The 21820-nt window shown below is 43.2% G+C and carries 24 protein-coding genes and 1 pseudogene; 18 read left to right on the top strand and 7 right to left on the bottom strand.

Features of this window, described 5'->3' with window-relative positions:
* Positions 1–506, top strand: a 506-nt coding sequence (locus VIN08_RS25680) for an ABC transporter permease (RefSeq protein ID WP_331971783.1), incomplete at its 5' end; no start/stop codon positions are given.
* A 25-nt stretch (positions 507–531) separates the two neighbouring features.
* Here VIN08_RS25680 and VIN08_RS25675 read toward each other — a convergent pair.
* Together VIN08_RS25675 and VIN08_RS25670 are read right to left on the bottom strand one after the other, a co-directional pair.
* Positions 532–1317 (bottom strand): sulfite exporter TauE/SafE family protein, encoded by a 786-nt coding sequence (locus tag VIN08_RS25675; RefSeq protein WP_331971781.1) that lies wholly within the window; start codon positions 1315–1317, stop codon positions 532–534.
* Between the two features lie 132 nt (positions 1318–1449).
* Complete coding sequence (locus VIN08_RS25670) at positions 1450–2133, bottom strand: septal ring lytic transglycosylase RlpA family protein (RefSeq protein WP_331971778.1); 684 nt, start codon at positions 2131–2133, stop codon at positions 1450–1452.
* A gap of 170 nt (positions 2134–2303) precedes the next feature.
* On the opposite strand from VIN08_RS25670, the gene guaB reads away from it, so the two are divergent.
* The 9 genes from guaB (at position 2304) to VIN08_RS25625 (ending at position 12911) form a co-directional block, all read left to right on the top strand.
* The gene (gene guaB / locus VIN08_RS25665) at positions 2304–3776 is read left to right on the top strand and encodes an IMP dehydrogenase (RefSeq protein WP_331971775.1); all 1473 of its coding nucleotides are present in this window, start codon (positions 2304–2306) and stop codon (positions 3774–3776) included.
* Positions 3777–3945: 169 nt separating this feature from the next.
* Positions 3946–6009: a GAF domain-containing SpoIIE family protein phosphatase gene (locus VIN08_RS25660; protein WP_331971772.1), complete on the top strand. Its 2064-nt coding sequence runs from the start codon at positions 3946–3948 to the stop codon at positions 6007–6009.
* Positions 6010–6133: 124 nt separating this feature from the next.
* Entirely contained in the window at positions 6134–6472 is a 339-nt protein-coding gene (locus VIN08_RS25655; protein ID WP_331971769.1) for an STAS domain-containing protein, read from the top strand.
* On the top strand, positions 6469–6888 hold the full coding sequence (locus VIN08_RS25650) for an ATP-binding protein (protein WP_331971766.1): 420 nt from the start codon (positions 6469–6471) through the stop codon (positions 6886–6888). The genes VIN08_RS25655 and VIN08_RS25650 overlap by 4 nt, the downstream gene beginning before the upstream one ends.
* A gap of 27 nt (positions 6889–6915) precedes the next feature.
* Complete coding sequence (locus VIN08_RS25645; RefSeq protein WP_331971763.1) at positions 6916–8880, top strand: peptidylprolyl isomerase; 1965 nt, start codon at positions 6916–6918, stop codon at positions 8878–8880.
* 112 nt (positions 8881–8992) lie between these two features.
* On the top strand, positions 8993–9802 hold the full coding sequence (locus VIN08_RS25640) for a peptidyl-prolyl cis-trans isomerase (protein ID WP_331971760.1): 810 nt from the start codon (positions 8993–8995) through the stop codon (positions 9800–9802).
* 1 nt (position 9803) lies between these two features.
* Complete coding sequence (locus VIN08_RS25635; RefSeq protein WP_331971758.1) at positions 9804–11168, top strand: peptidylprolyl isomerase; 1365 nt, start codon at positions 9804–9806, stop codon at positions 11166–11168.
* 3 nt (positions 11169–11171) lie between these two features.
* Positions 11172–12137 carry a MoxR family ATPase gene (locus VIN08_RS25630; RefSeq protein WP_331971755.1) on the top strand — a complete coding sequence of 322 codons (966 nt, stop codon included), beginning with the start codon at positions 11172–11174 and terminating at the stop codon, positions 12135–12137.
* A 42-nt stretch (positions 12138–12179) separates the two neighbouring features.
* Complete coding sequence (locus VIN08_RS25625; RefSeq protein ID WP_331971752.1) at positions 12180–12911, top strand: FKBP-type peptidyl-prolyl cis-trans isomerase; 732 nt, start codon at positions 12180–12182, stop codon at positions 12909–12911.
* A 6-nt stretch (positions 12912–12917) separates the two neighbouring features.
* Here the strand turns inward: VIN08_RS25625 and VIN08_RS25620 are convergent, their stop codons facing one another.
* Entirely contained in the window at positions 12918–13208 is a 291-nt protein-coding gene (locus VIN08_RS25620) for a DUF1330 domain-containing protein (RefSeq protein ID WP_331971749.1), read from the bottom strand.
* 139 nt (positions 13209–13347) lie between these two features.
* Between VIN08_RS25620 and VIN08_RS25615 the strand changes: the two genes are divergently transcribed.
* From VIN08_RS25615 to VIN08_RS25600, 4 genes are all read left to right on the top strand, one after another.
* Positions 13348–13581, top strand: coding sequence for a hypothetical protein (locus tag VIN08_RS25615; RefSeq protein ID WP_331971746.1), 234 nt, complete (start codon positions 13348–13350; stop codon positions 13579–13581).
* Positions 13582–13584: 3 nt separating this feature from the next.
* A complete protein-coding gene (locus VIN08_RS25610; RefSeq protein WP_331971744.1) occupies positions 13585–14214 on the top strand; it encodes a hypothetical protein in 630 nt (209 codons plus the stop codon).
* A 67-nt stretch (positions 14215–14281) separates the two neighbouring features.
* Positions 14282–14773 carry a VOC family protein gene (locus VIN08_RS25605; RefSeq protein ID WP_331971741.1) on the top strand — a complete coding sequence of 164 codons (492 nt, stop codon included), beginning with the start codon at positions 14282–14284 and terminating at the stop codon, positions 14771–14773.
* Between the two features lie 47 nt (positions 14774–14820).
* Positions 14821–15039 carry a hypothetical protein gene (locus VIN08_RS25600; RefSeq protein WP_331971739.1) on the top strand — a complete coding sequence of 73 codons (219 nt, stop codon included), beginning with the start codon at positions 14821–14823 and terminating at the stop codon, positions 15037–15039.
* Between the two features lie 3 nt (positions 15040–15042).
* Here VIN08_RS25600 and nhaA read toward each other — a convergent pair whose 3' ends face one another.
* Positions 15043–16185, bottom strand: coding sequence for a Na+/H+ antiporter NhaA (nhaA, locus tag VIN08_RS25595; protein ID WP_331971737.1), 1143 nt, complete (start codon positions 16183–16185; stop codon positions 15043–15045).
* A 33-nt stretch (positions 16186–16218) separates the two neighbouring features.
* Positions 16219–17448, bottom strand: coding sequence for a hypothetical protein (locus VIN08_RS25590; protein WP_331971734.1), 1230 nt, complete (start codon positions 17446–17448; stop codon positions 16219–16221).
* A 208-nt stretch (positions 17449–17656) separates the two neighbouring features.
* On the opposite strand from VIN08_RS25590, the gene VIN08_RS25585 reads away from it, so the two are divergent.
* Positions 17657–18280, top strand: coding sequence for a hypothetical protein (locus VIN08_RS25585; RefSeq protein WP_331971731.1), 624 nt, complete (start codon positions 17657–17659; stop codon positions 18278–18280).
* Between the two features lie 255 nt (positions 18281–18535).
* Positions 18536–19693, top strand: a complete 1158-nt coding sequence (locus VIN08_RS25580; protein WP_331971728.1) for an MBL fold metallo-hydrolase — start codon at positions 18536–18538, stop codon at positions 19691–19693.
* Positions 19694–19772: 79 nt separating this feature from the next.
* Here VIN08_RS25580 and VIN08_RS25575 read toward each other — a convergent pair whose 3' ends face one another.
* A complete protein-coding gene (locus tag VIN08_RS25575) occupies positions 19773–20294 on the bottom strand; it encodes a hypothetical protein (RefSeq protein WP_331971726.1) in 522 nt (173 codons plus the stop codon).
* A gap of 142 nt (positions 20295–20436) precedes the next feature.
* Here VIN08_RS25575 and VIN08_RS25570 point away from each other — a divergent pair, with 142 nt between their 5' ends.
* Both VIN08_RS25570 and VIN08_RS25565 read left to right on the top strand, forming a co-directional pair.
* Complete coding sequence (locus VIN08_RS25570) at positions 20437–20583, top strand: hypothetical protein (RefSeq protein WP_331971723.1); 147 nt, start codon at positions 20437–20439, stop codon at positions 20581–20583.
* A 146-nt stretch (positions 20584–20729) separates the two neighbouring features.
* Positions 20730–21422, top strand: a complete 693-nt coding sequence (locus VIN08_RS25565) for an acyloxyacyl hydrolase (protein WP_331971720.1) — start codon at positions 20730–20732, stop codon at positions 21420–21422.
* 41 nt (positions 21423–21463) lie between these two features.
* Here VIN08_RS25565 and VIN08_RS25560 read toward each other — a convergent pair.
* Positions 21464–21820, bottom strand: a pseudogene (locus tag VIN08_RS25560) (hypothetical protein); the annotation flags it as partial.

Below are 21820 nucleotides of genomic sequence, written 5' to 3'. Positions count from 1 at the left end.
TATTCGCATCCATTACACAAATGGAATCTGCCTGGAAACTATTTGCCGGAGAGAAGAAATTCGAAGCAAAGTTTTTTGATGATGAAATTCGTGAAGCCTACTCGTTTTATTTTTCAATGATAAAGATTTGCGGTGCGTTGGGAGTATTAGCTATAACAATCTCGTGCCTGGGACTTTTAGGTATGGTGGTGTTTACGGTAGAGAACCGGATAAAAGAAGTGGGCGTTCGTAAAGTATTGGGAGCGTCTACGTATAGTATAACCCTGTTATTGTCGAAAGATTTTATGAAGCTGATGGCTATTGCATCGCTGGTGGCTGTGCCATTAACATACCTGTTCTTCGAGAAAGTATACCTGAAGTTGCAATTTGCTTATTACGTGCACGTAGGTGCGCTGGAAATTGTCGTAAGTATACTGTTGCTGTTCTCACTCGGGCTGGCTACCATTCTTTCACAAACCTGGAAGGCCGCAAAAGCAAACCCGGTGGAAACACTGAAGTATGAATAGTATATATCGTGCTTTGAAATATATACTATAAAACCAGTTCGCGGATCAATATCCAGCAACCCATAACCAGCACAAACCATCCAAAAGACTTTCGCAGTTTTATGGAAGATATAGCACCGGAGAGTTTGTTGCCGATAAGTATACCAATCACCGCGAGTGCCGTGATGGAAAGCAGAAATGGCCAGTTCATGGAGTAGTTCATTACATCGCCCAGGAAACCTACAAGGGAGTTAATGGCAATGATAAACAACGATGTGCCTACTGCTGTTTTGAATGGCAATCCGGTGAGGAGAACTAAAGCAGGTATAATAAGAAAGCCTCCTCCGGCTCCTACAAGTCCGGTAAGAAATCCGATCAGTATACCTTCTATCAGAACGAGAAATGTGCGGAAGCGATCGTCATCCTTCTGAAGCTCGCGTTTGTTTCGCACCATGGAAGCAGATGCAAGAATCATCAGTATAGCAAACATGCCCAACAGCAGGATGCGCTTGGTGATAACGATGGAAGATGTTTCGAGAATAATATCCGGTATAGCCGGCACGATCCACTTGCGTGTAACAAAGATGCTGACAATGGAAGGTATACCGAACAGCATACCTGTGCGGATATTTACCAGGTGCTCTTTATATTTAGGTATAGCCCCGACAAAGCTGGTAACGCCTACAATAAAAAGTGAATAGGCCGATGCTATAACAGCATCTACATGAAAAAGGTAAACCAGAATAGGAATGGAAAGTATAGAACCTCCTCCTCCCAGCAATCCTAAGATCAAACCGATACAAACTGACGCGATATACCCAATAACTTCCATAAAGAACCGGTATGGCTCTGTGTTGGTGGACCACAGCCTACAGGATTCTGCAAAGGAAAACTTATTTCTGCCTAAAAAGAACTTGTCGAGTTAGTCGGTAGAGGTTGACAAGATTTGGAGGAGGAGGGAATTTTAGAGTCTGTTATACTCTACAATAAATGCATCCGGAAATTTATTCTTCAACTCTTCACGAAAATCTTCTGCTTTGGCGCGTGAAGAAAATTTGCCGAGAATCAATCCATAGTACTTAATACCATTGATCACTTTTACCTGAACAGTAACCTGTTTCTTATAGGAGTTCTTCAGATTGTCAGACAAGCGCATCAGGTTTACCAGTTCCTGATACGTGCCGATCTGAACACCATATCCTTTAGGATTGAAACGTGTGATCTCAAATTCATAAAACTCTTTTTCTTCTACCATTACATGTTCGATGGGGCGACCGGGATCACTAGTTTTTCCATCGCCCGGATCAACAATTTCAAGCTTTACATCGGCTACACCTTTGTTTACAAAGCCAAGTTCCTCAGCAGCAGCACGCGAAAGATCAATGATCCGTCCTTCCACCCAGGGGCCGCGATCGTTAATAGTTACTTCAACCGATTTGTTATTGGCAAGGTTTGTTATGCGTACTTTCGTTCCGAATGGAAGCGTTTTATGCGCACCGGTTAATTTATTATGACGGTACTTTTCGCCACTGGCCGTAGAAACTCCGTCAAATTTATCAGCATAGAAAGAGGCTTTTCCTGTTTGTACCTGAGCAAAAGAAGCAATGAGCAGAAAGTAAAAGAAAAGGGTAAAGAATATTCTTCTCATAAATATTGGTTTAGCGCTCAAAAATAAATTAGTGCTATCAATTATTGGAATAAATATCCGGTAGAATGAAATGGGAAAAGAAATATTGACGAGATCAGCATTCGATTAGTGAATTATACAATTAAAGTATACCTTTGCCCGGCAAATAATGAATCCTAATATTATTTGCCATGCCGCTCGATAATTCAAAATTTCTCTTCGAGGCGCTCACGTATGATGACGTGCTTCTCGTTCCTGCGTACTCTGACGTTCTGCCTCGCGAAACATCTACAACAAGCTTCCTGACCAAGAACATTCAGCTCAATATTCCGATTGTGTCTGCTGCTATGGATACGGTAACGGAAGCTGACCTCGCTATTGGTATTGCGCTGGAAGGAGGCCTCGGTTTTATTCACAAGAACATGAAGATCGAGCAACAGGCTGAGCAGGTGCGCAAAGTAAAGCGTTCACAAAGCGGCCTTATACTCGATCCGGTTACACTCGAAATTCACTCTACTGTTCGCGATGCTGAAAAGATCATGCGCGAATATCGTATCGGTGGTATTCCGGTGGTTGATGAAAACGGAAAGCTCGTGGGTATCATTACCAATCGCGACCTTCGCTTTCAGAAAGATATGGATGCTCCGGTAGAGAAGATCATGACAAAAGAAAATCTGATCACTGCTTCCGAAGGTATAACACTTGACCAGGCTGAAGGAACGCTGAAGCGTTATAAAATTGAAAAGCTGCCAATCGTTAATAAGAAAGGCAAGCTTACCGGTCTTATCACATTCAAAGACATTCAGAAAAAGAAAAATAAACCGAACGCATGCCACGATCAGTTTGGTCGCCTGCGTGTAGGGGCTGCGGTAGGTGTAACACCTGATATACTCGATCGCATTGAAGCACTGAAGAATGCCGGTGTAGATGTGATCAGCATTGATACAGCCCATGGCCATTCCAAAGGTGTAATGGATGCTGCAAAGCGTGTAAAGAAAAAATATCCTGAGCTCGACCTGATCGTTGGAAATATAGCGACTGGAGAAGCTGCGAAAGCCCTGGCTAAAATTGGTGCCGATGCCGTAAAAGTTGGTGTTGGTCCAGGAAGTATATGTACTACTCGCGTAGTGGCAGGTGTTGGTTTACCTCAGCTAAGTGCAGTATACGAAGCAGCCAAGGCGGCCAAAGGTTCTGAGATGAAAATCATTGCCGATGGAGGTATCCGGTTCTCGGGTGATGTTGTAAAAGCTATAGCAGCCGGTGCGGATAGCGTTATGGTTGGTTCGTTGCTGGCAGGTACTGAAGAAGCACCAGGCGAAATGATCATTTACGAAGGAAGGAAGTTCAAATCCTATCGCGGAATGGGCTCGCTGGAAGCTATGGAAGACGGCTCTAAGGATCGTTACTTCCAGGATGTAGAAGATGATGTGAAGAAACTTGTGCCGGAAGGAATTTCTGGTCGTGTGCCTTATAAAGGATTGGTATCGGAAGTGCTATATCAGTTAGTGGGCGGACTCAAAGCCGGAATGGGCTACTGCGGAGCGAAGAATATCGAGAAACTGAAGCAGGCTAAATTTGTGAAGATTACTTCTGCCGGAGTTGTTGAAAGCCATCCGCACGATGTAAGCATCACGCGCGAAGCACCTAATTACAGTCGTAAATAAAAATTGATGCCCTCGGGTTCCCGGAGTTCCGTCTCCGGGAATGCCGGAGGAAAATTGAAGTTTATCAAAACCGAAAGGTTATTCAGAGCATTGTTGTTGAGTAAATCTTACCGATTTATTCCTATAATTGCGGAGCCAATCATAGCTTGATTGGCTTTTTTTATCCTCAATGCGAACCAAGGCCATTACCCGATTGCTTTTTCTGGTGGGTGTTATCACCTGGCTGGCCTTGCTGTTTACAGACATTTCCATTGTTTTCAGCTCCTCGAATGCCAATATCAAGCAGGAACTTCCCACCTGGTTGCCGAGCGTAATCCTGAACCTGTACATACTCTCGGTATTCTATTATTTCAAACTGAAGATCGAGCGCGATGATGTGCTGAGCTTTGTCGATCTGCTCTGGCGGGTTTTTGCCACAGGACTTGTTTTCACTGTGATCTCGCTCGCGTTGCGTCTGCTGGAGTTTTTGATGGGCAGCACGCGTCTCACCACCAACGTTGTATTTAAAGACCTGCTATATCTTATCAACCTGGCGCTTATGATCGGCTTCCTGCTCATGGCCTTTACTGCCTGGAAGCGTCTGATACTATATCAAAAATCGAAATGGCTTATACGGCTGTGGGCATTTTTTGAAATCGGGTTGTTGCTATCACTGCTATATAACACGTTCCGCATTCCGATGGTGCAGTGGCTCTATGGCACCTTGATGGGCATATTTATAGTAGTTGGTCTTGTTCTTTCCGGAAACATGAAGTGGGTGGCATACCTGAACTTCCGTCAGAAATGGACAAGCTTGCTGCTGTTGCTGCTCACTATATTTTACCTGCTATATCTTTTTTATACCAACAGTGCATTGGCCGAGAGCATTGGTAATGTTGCACCTAACTTTACCGATTACCGCTATCACGTTTTCATTCTCTCGCTTATTGTTTTTGTTACCATTTATAGCACGTTCTCGTTCCTGGTAATTCTGTTCAACCTTCCTACCACATCGGTGTTTGAGCAGAAGCTGGAAGAGGTGGTAAACTTTCAGCGCATCAGTCAATCGATTCAAACAGAGCAAAACGAAGAGAGTGTTTACAATATTTTGTTAGAGACTTCCGTTAGCACCGTATTTGCCGATGCTGCGTGGCTCGAAGTAAACAGCCGCCAGCTCAACTATAAATTATTTACCTATAAGATCACCGATAAGGAGGCGCACGATATTATAGCACACCTGAAGAACCACAACGTAAAAGGTGTGCTGGAGCAGAGTAGTGATAAAACAAAGAATCTATCAAAGCATTTAAGTTCGTTAAAAGGTTCCCGCTTTCGGTCAATCCTTGCGTTCCCTATCTACGTAAAAGGTGAAAACATAGGAACACTGGCGTTGCTAAAAGAATTGCCGGAAGGATTCAATAAAGAGATGACCAAAATCGTCTCAACATTTGCTAACCAGGCTGGAATTTCTATTGAGAATTTCCGGTTAATGGAAGAAGCGCTGCAAAACGAGCGCTATAAGGAAGAGCTGAAGATCGCCAAAACCGTGCAGAAAAGCTTGCTGCCCGATGTTCTTGAAAAGGATAACGATTTTGAAATAGCAGCTTTCTCCGAATCGGCAGACGAAGTAGGAGGCGATTATTACGACACCATTCGCATCAATGATCACCTCGTGGGGCTTATCATCGCTGACGTTTCAGGTAAAGGAACAACAGCAGCGTTCCACATGTCGCAGATGAAAGGGATCTTTCACAGCGTGGCGCAGGAAGATGTAGAGCCCGATGTATTTATGGTGCGCTCCAACCAGGCATTGGTATACTGCCTCGAACGCGGCTCTTTCATATCTGCGATCTATTTTGCTATAAACACCCAAACCAAGAAAGTCCGCTATGCACGTGCAGGGCACTGCCCTATACTATATTTCTGTGCCGGACAGGAGCAGGCGGTATATTTTAAAGATAAAGGTATAGCACTGGGTATGGTTCGTAACAAGAGCTATAAAAACTTTATCCAGGCAAATGAGTTTGAGTATCATTCCGGAGATGTAATGGTGCTGTATACCGATGGCATTACAGAAGCAAAGGATAGTAAAGGCGAAGAGTTTGGATATGAAAGGTTAGAACAGGTAGTGAATGAAGTGCGAGCGAAGAGTCCGAAAGAGATTCAGGATCACCTCATTCATAAATTATATGAATTTACCGGAACTGAAAATATAAATGACGATTACACCACCATGATCGTAAAATTCAGATAGCCGGATAAGATTGAAGACGAAAGTAAAGCAATAAGGAGTAAAATGTATTCCAACGGTTTCCCTGGGAAAAATAACTCAGGATGAAACGGAGTGAACATAAAAAACTAAACAACGTTAATAACCTATGATCCACATCAAGAGAATGCAGGAAGATGGAACAGACGTCATCGCCCTCATTGGTGAAATAGACGCCAGTTCTTCCATAGAGCTTGACTTGGCTATTGCCAAAAGTGTGGGAGAAGGATATACTAAAATCCTTGTGGACTGCGGGGCGCTCGAATACATTTCATCTGCCGGATTAGGCGTGTTTATGTCGTACATCGAAGAGTTTAAAGACCGCGACATCAGAATGGTGTTGTTCGGTATGAGCGAACGGGTGGCGAATACATTTAGTATTCTGGGGTTGAACGAGCTGCTGCAGATAGGAAAAGATAAGGTAGAGGCAAAGCAAATGGTAGCATGAACTACACGTATAAAGTTGGTTGCAGCATTGAAAATCTGAAGGGCGTACGCGATTTCATTCGCACGTCACTCAAGAATCATGGTGTTGCAGATATGCAGATCAGCGAGATCGTGCTGGCCATTGACGAGATGTGCTCTAACCTGATGATTCATGCACATCATTGCAACCCCGAAGACTTGTTTGAATTACACATTGAGGTTGATAAAAATAATCCTGTTGTTTTTGAGATCGTAGATGATGGAACTGTTTTCGATATCAATCAATTTCACGAGCCCGCTATCGATAATATAGTTCACCAGAAACGTAAGGGTGGCTTGGGTATACGTCTGGTAAAATCCATCATGGATAAAATAGAATATCAAAACCGAAGTGGCCGTAACGTTTGTCGCTTGATTAAATCCGTTCACTACCAATAATCTTTTTCCAATCCTTTGCCTATGACTATGACACGATTTGCCATTCTGGCCCTGCTATGCTGCGCTACTATTACCGGCAGCTTTGCCCAGAGCAAAAAACAGAAGTCATCCAAATCACTCAACATCTTTACCGTTAACAAGCAGCCCGTTACTACCGAAGAATTTATATACCTGTATAAAAAAAATCATCAGAATAAAGCGGAGGATTTTACACAGGAGAAAATAGAAGAGTATCTGAACCTCTTCATCAACTTCAAATTGAAAGTAGATGAAGCAAAAGCAAGAGGATATGATACTACAAAGGCGTTCTTAAAAGAATTTAATCAGTATAAAGAAGAACTTCGCAAGCCTTATTTACCGGATTCAAAACTAACCGATAGTTTAGTGAAGCTCACCTACGATCGCATGAAAGAAGAGGTGAGAGCTTCGCATATACTTATCAACGTAAAACCCGATGCATCTCCAGAAGATACATTGAAAGCCTATAACAAAATCATTGAACTTCGGAACAAGATCATAAAGGGAGAAGAGTTTGCTACAGTTGCAGCAGAATACTCCGAAGATCCGTCAGCGCGATTGAACCAGGGTAACCTCGGTTATTTTACGGCTATGCAAATGGTATATCCGTTTGAGTCTGCAGCGTATAGTACAAAGGTTGGCGACATCTCTATGCCGGTGCGTACAAAATTTGGTTATCACATTATATATGTAGCCGATCGCAGACCAGCGCGTGGTGAAGTGGAAGTATCGCACATCATGATTCGTACAGGCGATAACAAAGACAATGATAAAGCAAAGAACACCATCTTCGATGTATATGACGAACTGCAGGCTGGTGTAAAGTGGGATGATCTGTGCAGACAATATTCAGAAGATCCGGGCTCGAAAGATAATGGAGGTAAGCTGCGCCAGTTTGGTGTGGGAGCTATGTCGAGCATTCCGGAGTTTGAACGTGTAGCCTTCTCGTTAAGCAAGCCCGGTGAGATTTCGGATCCGTTTCAGACACAATACGGCTGGCACATTATGAAACTCGAGCGCAAAATTCCGCTGGCAAATTATGATGATATAGCGGGCTCACTCAAAAATCGTGTTAATCGTGATGAACGTGTGCAGGTGTCCAAGCAGGCATTGACAACCAAGCTGCGCAAGGAGTTTCAGTATACCGAGAAGTCAGCAGTAAAAACAAAAGTTCTTACGTTGGCAGACACCTCCTTACAAAAAGGAAGATGGAAAGCCCCAGTATATCCGAATGCTGCAAAAGAAACGTTATTCGCACTTGGCAGTAAAAACTATACGGTGAAGAGTTTCCTCGAATACGCACAAAAAAATCAGAAGATCAATTCCCTCACGCCACCAAAGTATTTGGAAGACCTTTACAACCATTTTGTGGATGCGAACATCCTAACGTTGCAGGAAGAAAAGATCATGCGCGAAAATCCTGAATACACATTCCTTTTGAAAGAATATTACGAAGGCATCCTGCTTTTTGAAATCATGGAGAAAGAAGTGTGGAACAAAGCTTCCGAAGATTCAGTGGGGCAGCATCACTATTATGATGCACATGCAGCTGATTATAAGGCGGGCGAACGTGCAAAAGCATCGTTCTACTTCACAGCCTCAGCAGGTGTTGTAGAAAACCTGCGTCCGCTTCTGCTGGCCGGTGACGATAAAAAAATCCAGGAATTTGTTTCGCAGAACAAATTGAAAACAGAAAGCGGCTTCTACAAAAAAGAAGAAAAGACCATCCTGCAGAAGGTTCAGTGGTCACCCGGCATCTATTCCGTGGAAAATAACGGAATGTATTACCTTGCGTGGCTAAAGGATATACTGCCTCCTGGTATTATGTCGTTTGAAGAGGCAAGACCAGCCGTAATCTCCGATTATCAAAATTATCTGGAGAAAAGCTGGATAGAACAATTAAAGAAGAAATATCCTGTGAAAGTGAATGAAAAGGGGAAGCAATACATACTTCAGAATCTTCAGCAGAAGTAATACTCTTGGCAGACGAAATTCTCATAGCCTTTTTGCATACCCAGGCAAAAAGGCATTATTCTTTTTGCCTGTACTCATCGGAGCACTGGTAACAGGCTGTGATTTTATCAAAATGAAAACCAGTTCATCGGGAAGTGAAACCGAAAGGCAGCCCGTGGCACGTGTTGATAATGCATACCTGTATAAAGATGAACTGGATGGTATCATTGCTCCCGGCACCAGCCGCCAGGATAGTACTACACGTGTGGAGGCCTACATTAATAGCTGGGTACGCAAGCAATTACTCATTCAGGAAGCAACGCGTAAAATTGATATAAACGAAGCCGATGTAGAGCGGAAGATACTTGACTATCGCTATAGCATTATCGCTTACGAGTATCAAAACTACTATATCAAACAACACCTTGATACCATTGTATCGAACACCGAAGTAGAAGCTTACTACAAGGGCAACATCGATAATTTTATTCTGAAGCAAAACATTGTTCAGGCTACTTTTATCAAAGTGCCCAAGAATGCTCCGCGTACAGCCAAGATCAAAGAGCTTATTTACTCCAAGCGCGAAAAAGACGAAAAGGAACTGAAATCCTATTGCCTGAGCTTTTCTTCAGCCTATCATATCTCCGATTCCAGCTGGATGATCTTTGACGACCTCGTGCGCAATTCGCCATTGGTGGAAATACCGAACAAAATTCAGTTTTTAAAATCCAACCCGTATTACGAAACTTCAGACGATGGTTATCTTTACTTTCTGAAGGTCGATCAGTATCGCATTTCGGATAACGTTTCCCCGCTGGAATTTGTGAAGGATGATATACGCAACATCATTCTGAACAAACGAAAAGTGGAGCTGGCAGATAAGCTGGAAGATGAAGTGTATAACAATGGAGTTAATCAAAAAGAGTTTGAGATTTTTAAGTGATATGAAGATCGTAAGTAACCTGAAATATACCCTGCTGATACTGGCAACAGTGTTCACACTGTCATCGGCCACAGCGCAGGAGACTGAAACCGCCAACACAGGTTTTATAGTCGATGAGATTGTATCCAAAGTAGATAACTACATCGTGCTTAAATCTGAACTGGAGCGCGCATACCAGGATTACCTCACCAATGGAGGAACAGCATCACAACAAGTGCGCTGCCAATATCTCGCGTTGTTGATCCGCAACAAACTGATGATGGCAAAAGCAGAGATCGACTCGGTAGTGGTAGCCGATGATGAAGTGGATCAATATACGCAGCGTAAAATGGATATGATCATTGCACAGGCAGGTGTATCGCCCGATGAACTGGAAGAGCGATACGGAAAAACACTGGAGCAGATAAGACTGGAGATACGCGACCAGGAGCGCGAACAATTAGTGGTTCGTAAAATGCAGGAAGAGATCACCAAAGGAGTCGTGGTTACACCGGCTGAAGTAAAACGCTTCTTTAACCGTATGCCGAAAGACAGCTTGCCTTACTTCTCGGCTTCTGTAGAAGTAGCACAGATTGTAAAAGTTGCTAAGGTAAGTGAAGCGCAAAAAAATATCACGCGCACCGACCTCGCCAGTATACGCAACCGGATTTTAGCCGGAGAAGATTTTACAACGCTTGCTAAAAAGTATTCAGACGATCCATCTGTAACATCCAACGGTGGGGATATGGGCTGGTCGGGCCGCGGACGCATGGTGCCGGAATATGAAGCGATGGCATTTAAACTAAAGCCGAATGAAATATCCATGCCGTTTGAGTCGCCCTTCGGATTTCATATTATGCAATTGCTGGAACGCAGAGGAAATGAATACCACTCACGCCATATACTCATCTCGCCCAAGCCATCACCACAAGATATACAGCAGGCAAGACATTATCTCGACAGTGTAAGAAGACTGATCGTGGCAGATAGTTTAAAATTCACGAAAGCAGCAAAAGAAGTTTCAGACGATACTCAGACGAAAGGTAACGGAGGTTTCTTTAGCGATGGTGAAGGGGGCACAAAATTACTGGTAGATGAACTTGATCCCGTGGTGTTCTTCAAGATCGATTCAATGAATGTAGGAGATGTATCGCACCCGATCACCTATCGTACAGATGAAGGTAAAGATGCCGTTCGAATTTTATTATACAAGTCACGTTATCCGCCGCACCAGGCTTCGCTGAATGAAGACTGGTCGCGTATACAGGCTGCTACACTAAACGAAAAGAAAGACCGCATACTTCAAAAATGGTTTAATAAGGCGCGTAAAGATGTATTCATCAGCATCGATCCGACTTATGATTATTGTGGAATTTTAGATGAGTAATAAATGACAAAATTCACATCGGACGTTGACGCAGCCAACGCACTGGCTACTGCTTACAAAAGCCTCAAGGCAGAGATATCCAAAGTCGTTATAGGACAGGAAGAAGTTGTGCGACAGGTACTCACCGGAATTTTTTGTCAGGGACATTCACTTCTTGTAGGTGTACCCGGATTGGCAAAGACGTTGTTGGTACAAACTATAGCAACATCGCTCGATCTTCAGTTCAAGCGTATACAGTTCACGCCCGATCTTATGCCTTCTGACATTGTTGGCGCGGAGACGATGGACAAGGAACGCAATTTCAAATTTGTAAAAGGACCTGTGTTTGCCAACATCGTGTTGGCAGATGAGATAAACCGCACGCCTCCGAAAACTCAGGCTGCGTTGCTCGAGTCGATGCAGGAGTATGCGGTAACTATATCCGGACAACGATATGAATTGCCAAGGCCATTCTTTGTATTGGCAACGCAAAACCCCATCGAGCAGGAAGGAACCTATCCACTGCCGGAAGCACAGCTCGACCGCTTCATGTTTAATATACTGCTTACCTATCCATCAGTACAGGATGAGATCAGTGTGGTGAAGAATACAACCTCAGACGAAGTAAGAACCGTAAATAAAGTTCTTAATGCCGAAGAGATCACTTACTTCCAGCATTTGGTTCGCAGAGTACCGGTTCCTGATAATGTAATTGAATATGCAGTAACCCTGGCAAACAAAACACGTCCGGGGGTTTCGGGTAGCTCAGCCGTTGCGAAAGACTATCTCGAATGGGGCGCTGGTCCGCGGGCATCACAATTCCTGGTGCTGGGCGCAAAATGTAATGCGTTGCTTAATGGTAAATACTCACCCGATATAGAAGATATTCAGGCGATCGCCAAGCCGGTGTTAAGACATCGCATTGTTCGAAACTTCAAGGCCGAAGCAGAGGGTATCAGCGTAGATGATCTTATCGGTAAACTCATCTGATCATCGTTTAAATAAATCACATGTAACGTATAATTATCTATAATGAAACTATTTGTTTTTTGTCTTTCCCTGATCATCAGCATGCCGCTTTTCGCGCAGTCGAAAAAAGAACTGCAAGCTCAAGTAACAAAATTGAATGCGGAAATAGCCGAGCTTAAAAAACCAAAAGATATACTCCTGACAGATACCGTAAAGAAAGCCAGCTATGGTCTGGGTGTATTGGTGGCTACCAACCTGCGTTCTCAGGGAGGCGACTCGCTTGATATCGATGCATTGACGTTTGCTATTCGCGATGTATACGAGAATAAAAAACTGAAACTCGAACAACCCGAAGCGATGATGATTGTTCAACAGTATATGCAGCAGGCAGTAGAGAAAAAGAACAGCAAGCTGAAAGAAGGCAGCCAGGTATTTTTGAATGAGAATAAAACAAAAGAAGGCGTAAAGACTACGGCCAGTGGCTTGCAGTATAAAGTAATTACTGCCGGTAAAGGTAAAGCTCCGAAAGCTACGGATAATGTAACCGTACATTATGTAGGTAAACTTACAGACGGAACGGTGTTTGATAGTTCGGTTGAGCGTGGCCAACCGGTAACATTCGGGGTTAGCGAAGTAATTCCCGGCTGGACAGAAGCACTACAGCTGATGCACGAAGGTGATAAGTGGATGCTATATATACCACAGGAGCTCGGCTATGGCGAGCGTGGCGCAGGAGCACAAATACCTCCGTATGCGACACTTGTTTTTGAAGTGGAGCTAATCAAAGTGAACTAAGATATTTTATTCAAATCCTTCCGCCAGAATCATTCTGGTAACGGAAGCAGATTGCCGCAAGGCTTTAGCAGGAGCGTAGGTGTCAGACGACCACCACGCTTTTGCTTTTTCTACGGAGGGGAACTCCAGCATCACAATGCGTCCGGGCTTCCAATCGCCTTCCAATGTTTCGGTAGCGCCACCGCGCACTATAAATTTCCCTTCAAAAGGAATGAGCGATCCCGGAGTTAATTTCTTGTAGTCTTCATACAGTGCCGGATCGGTAATGTTTACATCTACGATGATATAGGCTTTCATAAATAAATCTGTTCAGTGTGATTTTTAAAAGGCGAAATCTAATAACAATTGGGGTAAAGTTACTATAGAAAATGAAAGCTATAATTTTATGTTCTGCGCATAAAAATCCATTGTAGGATGTTGCTTATCTTTGCTATATATGAACGTTCAGCCATTATACCTCACTATTGTACGCATACTCTCCGAAAGAGAGCAGATGCCCGTTGAAATGTTAGCGATAAAAACCGGTAATACTAAAACCGGGATGTTAGATTCATTGCATAAAATGGAAAAGCTGAAGATCGTAAAACTCGATCCTGCTGAGAAAAGTGTATGCCTTACGGATCCGGGCAGTATTCCTTCGATGCGTCAGATCTATGCTCTTGCCGGCTAATTAATGGCCCTGATCTGTGCATGCGCTTTAACCTTTGCTTTAGCGCTATATATATCCCTGACAGACTTCTTTAATGCCAACCCTCCGGTTGCTTTTGCCTTTGCGAAAAATTCTATATGGCTTTGGGTATACGGATCGGTATATGCATTGATTGCTGTGCTGTTTCTTATTCTATTGTATAACAACTCGCTTGTCGCACTATTAACTCCTGGTGCGATAAGCGCTCCAACATCATCTAATAAATTGTGGATATACGCTATGTTCACAGGTATATCCACCCGCTCGCTGTTAAATATATCTTTTTATAACATTACTCTCGATGGAAAAACTTTTCCATTGGGATTGGCCACTTTTATTCAAGCCTTTGAGCCTCGCCTTAAACAATTGATCGATGAAGATTATTTTATAAATCTCGATCTGTTCCTTCAACGAGCCGTGGAGGTAAATGAGCAGCTAACGCTGTTACAAATTCACGAAGAGATACGTGAGCGTCTGAGTACGCGATTGACGCGGCCGGAAGTAAGTAGTTTTCTTCTTCAATTGGGCGATACAAAGACACCTCGGGAAGCATTTTCACTCTATATTTTAACCTTCGGCAAACGCATTTTTTGCCATACCTTTAAGTATAAATAAATGCATTTTGGTGCAAGGGGAATGAACCGATGTGCCTGTATATGCTGTTATTCTTGAATAATTCTCTATGGATGCTTACACTATACCCGCTCAAACCCGAATAGGTCACGTTCACCTGAAGGTGGCTGACCTTGATCGTGCGACAGATTTTTATTGTGGATTGTTGGGTTTCGAGGTAACTACACGTTACGGTACACAGGCTGCTTTTATCTCGGCAGGAGGGTATCATCATCACATCGGGCTCAATACATGGTATAGTAAAGATGCGCAGCCTGCTTCGAAGCATGGCGTTGGATTGTTTCATACGGCCATACTATATCCAACGAGAAAAGACCTTGCTGTTATTTTTAACAGGTTGCGAACAGCGGGCTATCCGTTTACGGGTGCTTCGGATCATGGTGTATCAGAAGCTTTATACCTCAATGATCCGGATAACAACGGTGTGGAATTATACTGGGATAGACCGAAAGAGCTTTGGCCTCTCCAGGCCGATGGTTCCCTTGAAATGTATACACGTCCGTTGAATCTTGAAAGCCTGTTGAAAGAACTTGAACGGTAATTTTTAACAGGCATTGTTTTTTATCCTTATACATAAATTTCTATACGATGAGCCAGGCATTTGTTCGTGAAAATGATGATCTGTGGTTGCACGATGTTGCTCCCACACTAAATGCATTGATCGTTTTTCTGACACAGGAAAATGGTGGCATCCGGGTATACGAACAGAAGAATTATACCGATGCATCAGGTAAGGAAGTACACGTTATGAGCAACGGCCTGTCGTATGCCAAAGATGATCGTGGTAAATGGGAAGAGGTAGTGTAGCCGCTATGTTTCGGTGGCCTCGCCTTTTAATACGGACCTCAGATATATAAATCCAAGTGCTCCACTCACGGTGGAGATGAGCATGATCGACATCTTTGCCTGATCGATCAATGTTTCATTGTCAAAGGCAAGGATGCTTATAAAGATTGACATCGTAAATCCTATACCTCCTAAAATTCCGGCACCGAGGATATGCTTCCAGGCTATATCTGAAGAGAGGCTGCTTAATTTCAACTTTACAGTTGCATAACTGAATACGAAAATTCCCAACGGCTTACCAATCAGCAACCCAGCCATAATGCCTATACTGATCGTGCTGCCAAACGCCAGAAAGAAATCTCCTTCAATAGGAATGCTGGTATTGGCCAATGCAAAAACAGGAAGTATAATAAATGCTACAGGCTTGTGCAGAAATTGCTGAAGCTTATAGGAGATAGATGCTTCGCCACCATTGCCAAAAGGGATAACAAATGCTAACAAAACACCGGTAATCGTAGCGTGAACTCCCGAGTGCAACATAAAATACCACATGATTATACCTCCAATCAGGTAGGGCCATAAGGTATATATTTTCAACCGGTTCAATACAAACAAAATTAAAAATATACCGGCCGCAATGCCGAGGTTAACCCAGCTAAGCGTACTGGTATAAAATATAGCGATTACCAGAATGGCACCGAGATCATCAATAACTGCCAGGGCCGTGAGGAAAACTTTGAGTGATGGTGGCACACGTTTACCCAGCAGCGACAAAGCCCCTAATGCAAAAGCTATATCGGTGGCCATCGGTATACCTACACCACGTGTATCGCCCCCGTTGCGGTTGATAAAGTAGTAGATCGATGCAGGCAACAACATGCCTCCCAATGCAGCTATAGCAGGTAGCAGCGCATTTTTTACACTCGACAGCTCTCCGATATATACTTCACGTTCCAGTTCTAATCCTATCAATAAAAAAAAGATCGCCATCAGTCCATCGTTTACCCAATGGGTAACAGAATGTCCCGCAAATGAGAAGTGCCAGATTTCAAAATAACCCGGGAACAGATTAGTTGCCACCAGCGAAAATATAGTGCAGCCGATCAGTATAATGCCGGAAGCGCGCTCGCTATTGAAGAAATCGTTAAACAGTTTTGTAAGAATCATTTCGATGCTGTCACATTACTGCAAGTTAACAGTTTATTCAGGTTTTGCTTTTCGAAAAGGCCATAAACGGAAAGTATATGTCAGCAACGACAGAAGAATAGAAGTTATGACGCAGCTATACATATGAAATTGATTACGCCATGAAGCATCCCTAGTTATGGAGGGCTTAACAGCAATGCCTGACCACGCAATAAATGCATCGGCTATAGGCAATGCACCAAGCAAATAACATTTCTTTCCGTGACGGGATAGCGGGAAGCCAAATGCCTCAATACTATTGCGAAGCGCACAGGCAGTAGCCCGCTCGTTGTAGCACGCCATGGTGCGCATGCCTACAAGACTGGCTGCTGCGCCAGCCTGAAAAACAACAGGCCCTGAATCTATATCTCCCAATCCGGTTGCACCCATTGGATATTCGCGCAACGCTGGCAGGCCCAATCGATAGATGAGAAAATATTTTTTGTAGAGATCAAATTGAGATTTGGCAAATGCAGGGTCTATCTCTTTCAAAAAGATAAGCATAAGACTTTGCGATGAGCCGCGCGCGTCTTCGCGGGGCTTGCCTGTAACAGGATACACAGCATGCGGAATGAGTCCATGAGGATCAAGCAATGCTTTTACGTTGCCAATCCACTGTGCTATAGTTGTTGAATAAGATGGATTGAACAACTGATCGTGTATACGCAATGATGCTATACCCGGGAAAATATCAGCAGGCCATGCTGCCCCATAGTATGATTCGGGATACGTTAACCCGTTACGGACAACCTGTGCTATAGCATTACATTGTTCTTGGAAATGTTCAATGTCCTTTTGATTTCGTCGTTGAGGGATTTCCAGAATGAGTTTTCTTCCTAACAGATAATTATTCCAGCAAGTATAAAATGCTCCGTAAGGCAATGAGAGATTCTCGTTGAAGATCGATCTTGCTTCTGGAGAATCAATAGCCTTATAGCATTTTCCTACTTCATTATGAGCCTCGCGATAGAGCGCGGAGGTTGGTGTCACACTACGTGCAAAGTCAGACCAGGCGAGTCCGCAGAGAGCCTGCATAAATACAAATCCCTCCGGGTATAATTGCTGCATCTCTTCCGCTTTGCCTGCTTCCAAAGCATCTTTCAAATAATGTAGTTGCCGTAGTTGATCGTACGGAACAGAATCATTCTCCACTACGCGAATCTCCGGCTTATAGTATAACTTCAGATTAATATATACCAGCATAGCCAGTAACAGAATAAGCAGGATGCTGAATAGTTTTCTCATATCTAAAAACAGGAAATGCTATAGCGAATTAATAAGTTTACTTTCGATGTGGAAAGCACAATAAGGTATATCTGCAATTTAAACCTTGCTACACAGCGCATAGCCTCTACGGTAGAGGCCTGAAAAAGATTCACTTCCCGCTTTAATAATCAGACTATATTTCAGTTTTGCCGGGTTTACTTTTGGGCACGCCCGGCTATGGAAGGTAATGGAAAGAAAGAATATCAGAACCTGCAGATTGGTTAATTTCTGGAGTTTATTTCGGATCAGTCTCGTTGTTATTATACTTACTATACTGGGAGTATATTTCTGGGGGCTGGGTGCACATCATACTTTTTTCGAAAACTCCATGTGGAGTACAACCATTCTGTCAATAGCGTTCTGGTGGTTTACCAGTGCAGGTCTTTATAAGGGAATTAAACTGAAAGCTTCTGCTGCTGATTTAACTTTATCTCCCGGCAAGATTCAGTTTCCGGATGTAGGAATGAATTTATCCGATGTCTCTTTTGATTTTATCGATATTGACATCGATGATGGAGAAGGTGGTATACTGGCTATCATACTGAGTATAATTCTCTGGATACTGGTGGCTATATTTCTTGCAGGACTACTCTGGTTTTTTGGTCACGTGTTGATATTTATCGTGGCTACTTTTATGGCAATGCTCTACTGGATATTCTTCAGAGCACTGCGGTTGGTATTCAGATATTCACATAAAACAAAAGGCGACCTGGCCATAAGTATATTGACTGCTGCCGGCTATACAGTGTTATATAACTTTTGGATCTATGGTATTTTTATCGCCATCGGGTATATGAAGCACTGGCAATAACAAGAAGGCCAGGTTTTATCCTGGCCTTTCGATCTGAAAAAAACTAAGTCAACCTACTATTGTTGCGAGATCGAGAGCGGCAACAAGACCTTCTTTACCTTTTTAGTATCTTTGATTCATTCACCAAACAGAATGAAGGCGTGCAATATCCTGACAGATATACGAGCGGAACAATGAATCCGGATCTTTCATTCGAGCACTTTATTTTAATTTCACACAATATTTTATACCGGCTGTGCGACTTACAACCCAGGTATGAAGAAGATCTGGAAATACACTAAAATAATGGCCATCACTGTTCTCTTCATACTGGTTATTACTTTTCTATTTATGCAACAACGATCCTTTGGTAAATTACCTTCGGGTAAGCTCCTTGAGAAAATAAGTAAGTCGCCACAATATCACGATGGTCACTTCAAGAACTTTATAGAAACACCTATGATGGTCGAAGGCGTATCATACTTTAAAGTGCTTCGCGAATTTTTTAGCAAGGGCATCGATCGCGAGCCCACTACGCCACTGCCCCACGTTGCAACTGATCTGAAAACACTGCCGGATAACAGGCTTGTGTGGTTCGGGCACTCTTCATATTTCATTACTATCCGGGGGAAAAAGATATTGGTTGATCCAGTATTCAGTGAGCGACCATCACCTGTGCAGTATGCAGGAACAAAAAGTTTTCCGGGCACTATGAGTTACTCGGTAGATGACTTCCCGGATATCGACCTGGTTATTATTACGCACGATCACTACGATCACCTCGACTATAACACGATCACTAAACTGAAAGATAAAGCAAAGGCTTTTGTTACTACGTTAGGTGTAAGCTCTCACCTGATATACTGGGGCGTGGAGGAAGCCCGCATACAGGAACTGGATTGGTGGGAGAGCACGTGGCCTTTCGCTGGTGTTGAATTGATTGCTACACCTGCGCGTCATTTTTCCGGAAGAGGTTTTACCCGCAATAAAACTTTATGGGCTTCATTCGTTTTGAAGACGGATAACTATAGATTATTTATAGGCGGTGATTCAGGCTATCACAGCGCTTTTCAGGAGATCGGTAAAAAGTACGGGCCCTTTGATCTTGCTTTACTGGAATGCGGACAATACGCTCCGCAATGGCCCTATATACACATGCTGCCGGAACAATCTGTGCAGGCCAGCAAAGATCTTCGTGCAGAAGTATATATGCCGGTGCATTGGGGCAAGTTTAAACTTTCTATTCACCCGTGGCGAGAGCCGGTTGAGCGTGCAATGAAAGAAGCAAAAAGATTAGGTGTAAATATAACTACTCCCATGATCGGTGAACCTTTAATACTCGATGCGATAGCATCGGGTTCTCCATGGTGGCGTAATATCCCGGGGAATACAGCCGTTACACAACCCGCTGAAGAAGCACTGCTTCAAAAGTAGATATATACCTATACCTCCGGTTTTTTAAACATCGGAGGTATAGATAGTCTTCCTGATAATTCATGTTTCTATGCTTGTGCTAATGCAGTATAGTTTGTGGTTCCAGTGAAGTTTCTTCTTCCACCGGATGTAAAATAGGGGTTGGAATAACCTTCGAAATTTTTACATTCTTCCACATGCCATGCTTGCGTACACCTCTGTCAAAAAGAAGATCGCCACGATTTTTATAGCGCTTGTTCAGGCTGTCCTGAATTACCCAGATGCCATCAATCTCCGGATCGCCCGAGGTAAGCTTTATAGTATCTCCATAGTGAAAAACACCATTCCAGCGTTTTAGTAAATCGCGCGAAAGCGCCAGCCATCGCAACTCCTGCTTTTTCAGTTTCTTTACATCGATCTTTGCGTTGCTAGCTGTGATCAATGGTGTATTATCACATTGTCGCTTTACCGGGTTATAGATCGTTACCGTTTCGAGTACATAGCTTATCTCCCGTTTCAGGCGAAAGGTGCGTTTAGGGCCCGCTTCCTTGGTATAAGAACCCACCATGGGAGTCATCAGAATGATGCTTATAAATATAGTAATGCGTATAGTGTGCTTCATATAGTTTACTTTCATTATTCAGTAAACCAGGCAGTTAAAAAATCTGTGCCAACGAATAAACCGTTTGGAGTATAGAACAGGCCTGATTTATACTTTGCCTTTTCCACAGTCGGAAGGGTATTTGCACCCATCCCACCTCACCTTGCAAAGGTCGACATACAGCCAGCGTATACCTATACCCTGTATATGCGATGGAAGAATTGAAACCATTGCAGAGAAGCCCTATACAGCGCGTATTCACACAATTTGCGAAGCAGACTATAGTTGGCTATATAGGAAGATGATGTGACTGGATATATTTGCAATAGTCGTACTCTCAACAGAGACACTAATTGCGAGTTTTTACGTTCAGGTATTACAGCTCCGTACTTTTTCTTGGATTGATTAAACCTTTTTTTGACCAGATAATCTAAGCAAAACGTATAAGGTGCTTATATGAAATATACCTTCCTGTATATCCTCACGGTATTTATCTTCTTTAGCAATCAGGCTCATGGGCAATATGCTGTAAACGATACATGGTATAATAATCCTTTAGGTTTTGAACCAGTAAAGCTTCACACTTCTATGGGCTTTATTATTCCTGCCGTGGCGGTAGGAGCTTGCTTAATGCTCACAAAGAAAAATCCGTCTATAGCGAATCGTTTATCGGTATATAACGAGACAGGCTTGTCGTGGGGATATAAATATCCGTATACTTTTATGCCGCAGAATAACACGGGTATCAATTTTTTCCTTCGCAGGTTTATGTCGGTAGGAACGGAGGTGGATCTGTATTTCCCACAGGACCATTTTAACAGTACTACAGGGCTGGCTGTAAGACCATTTGCACGATTCTATCCGGTAAACAACAATAACTGGCGACTATACTTTGAATCCGGAGGTGGACTGATATATTTATTTGATGAGTTTCCCAAGCCGACTGATCGCGATGGAAGACTGGGTACCCACTGGAATGGAACAACCAAATACGGTATAGGTACCGAGATTAACCTGACAAAAACATTTGACCTGATGGCGGGTATACGCCATATTCATATCTCCAACGGTAATACTTCCGGAGAGGAAAGAAATCCGTCACACGATAGTAACGGATTTTTTATCGGGTTATCATACAAGCCTTATTGATAAAATAAGACCGATAGCGCTGATTTTATACTTCTATATCGTTATTCAATTCCGGCTAGAACCTCTTCCACAATATTCACCATTTGATCTTCCGGGTCAGTGCCCCAATGACTGCCCGACATTACGATGGTTACATGCAGGCGTGGTATAACTACAATATACTGACCTCCATAACCCCACGCAAAAAATGAAGATACGGTTGTATTCTTCCAGTTGAAATTGCGCGTCCACCAGAAATATCCATAGCCAAGATGCGGGCGCGGATATACTTTAGGCGTGGTAGATTCTTTTACCCACGATGCAGGCACGATCTGTTGCTGTTGCCACCGGCCTTCATGTTGATATAGCCATCCGAATTTTAACATGTCGCGCGGACGCAAGCCTATATCGCCAATGGC

It is taken from the genome of Ohtaekwangia sp. (genome assembly GCF_036568665.1).
Lineage (GTDB): Bacteria > Bacteroidota > Bacteroidia > Cytophagales > Cyclobacteriaceae > Ohtaekwangia.
Note: the sequence above shows the minus strand (reverse complement) of the source record. Positions and strands in the feature narration are given on the sequence as shown.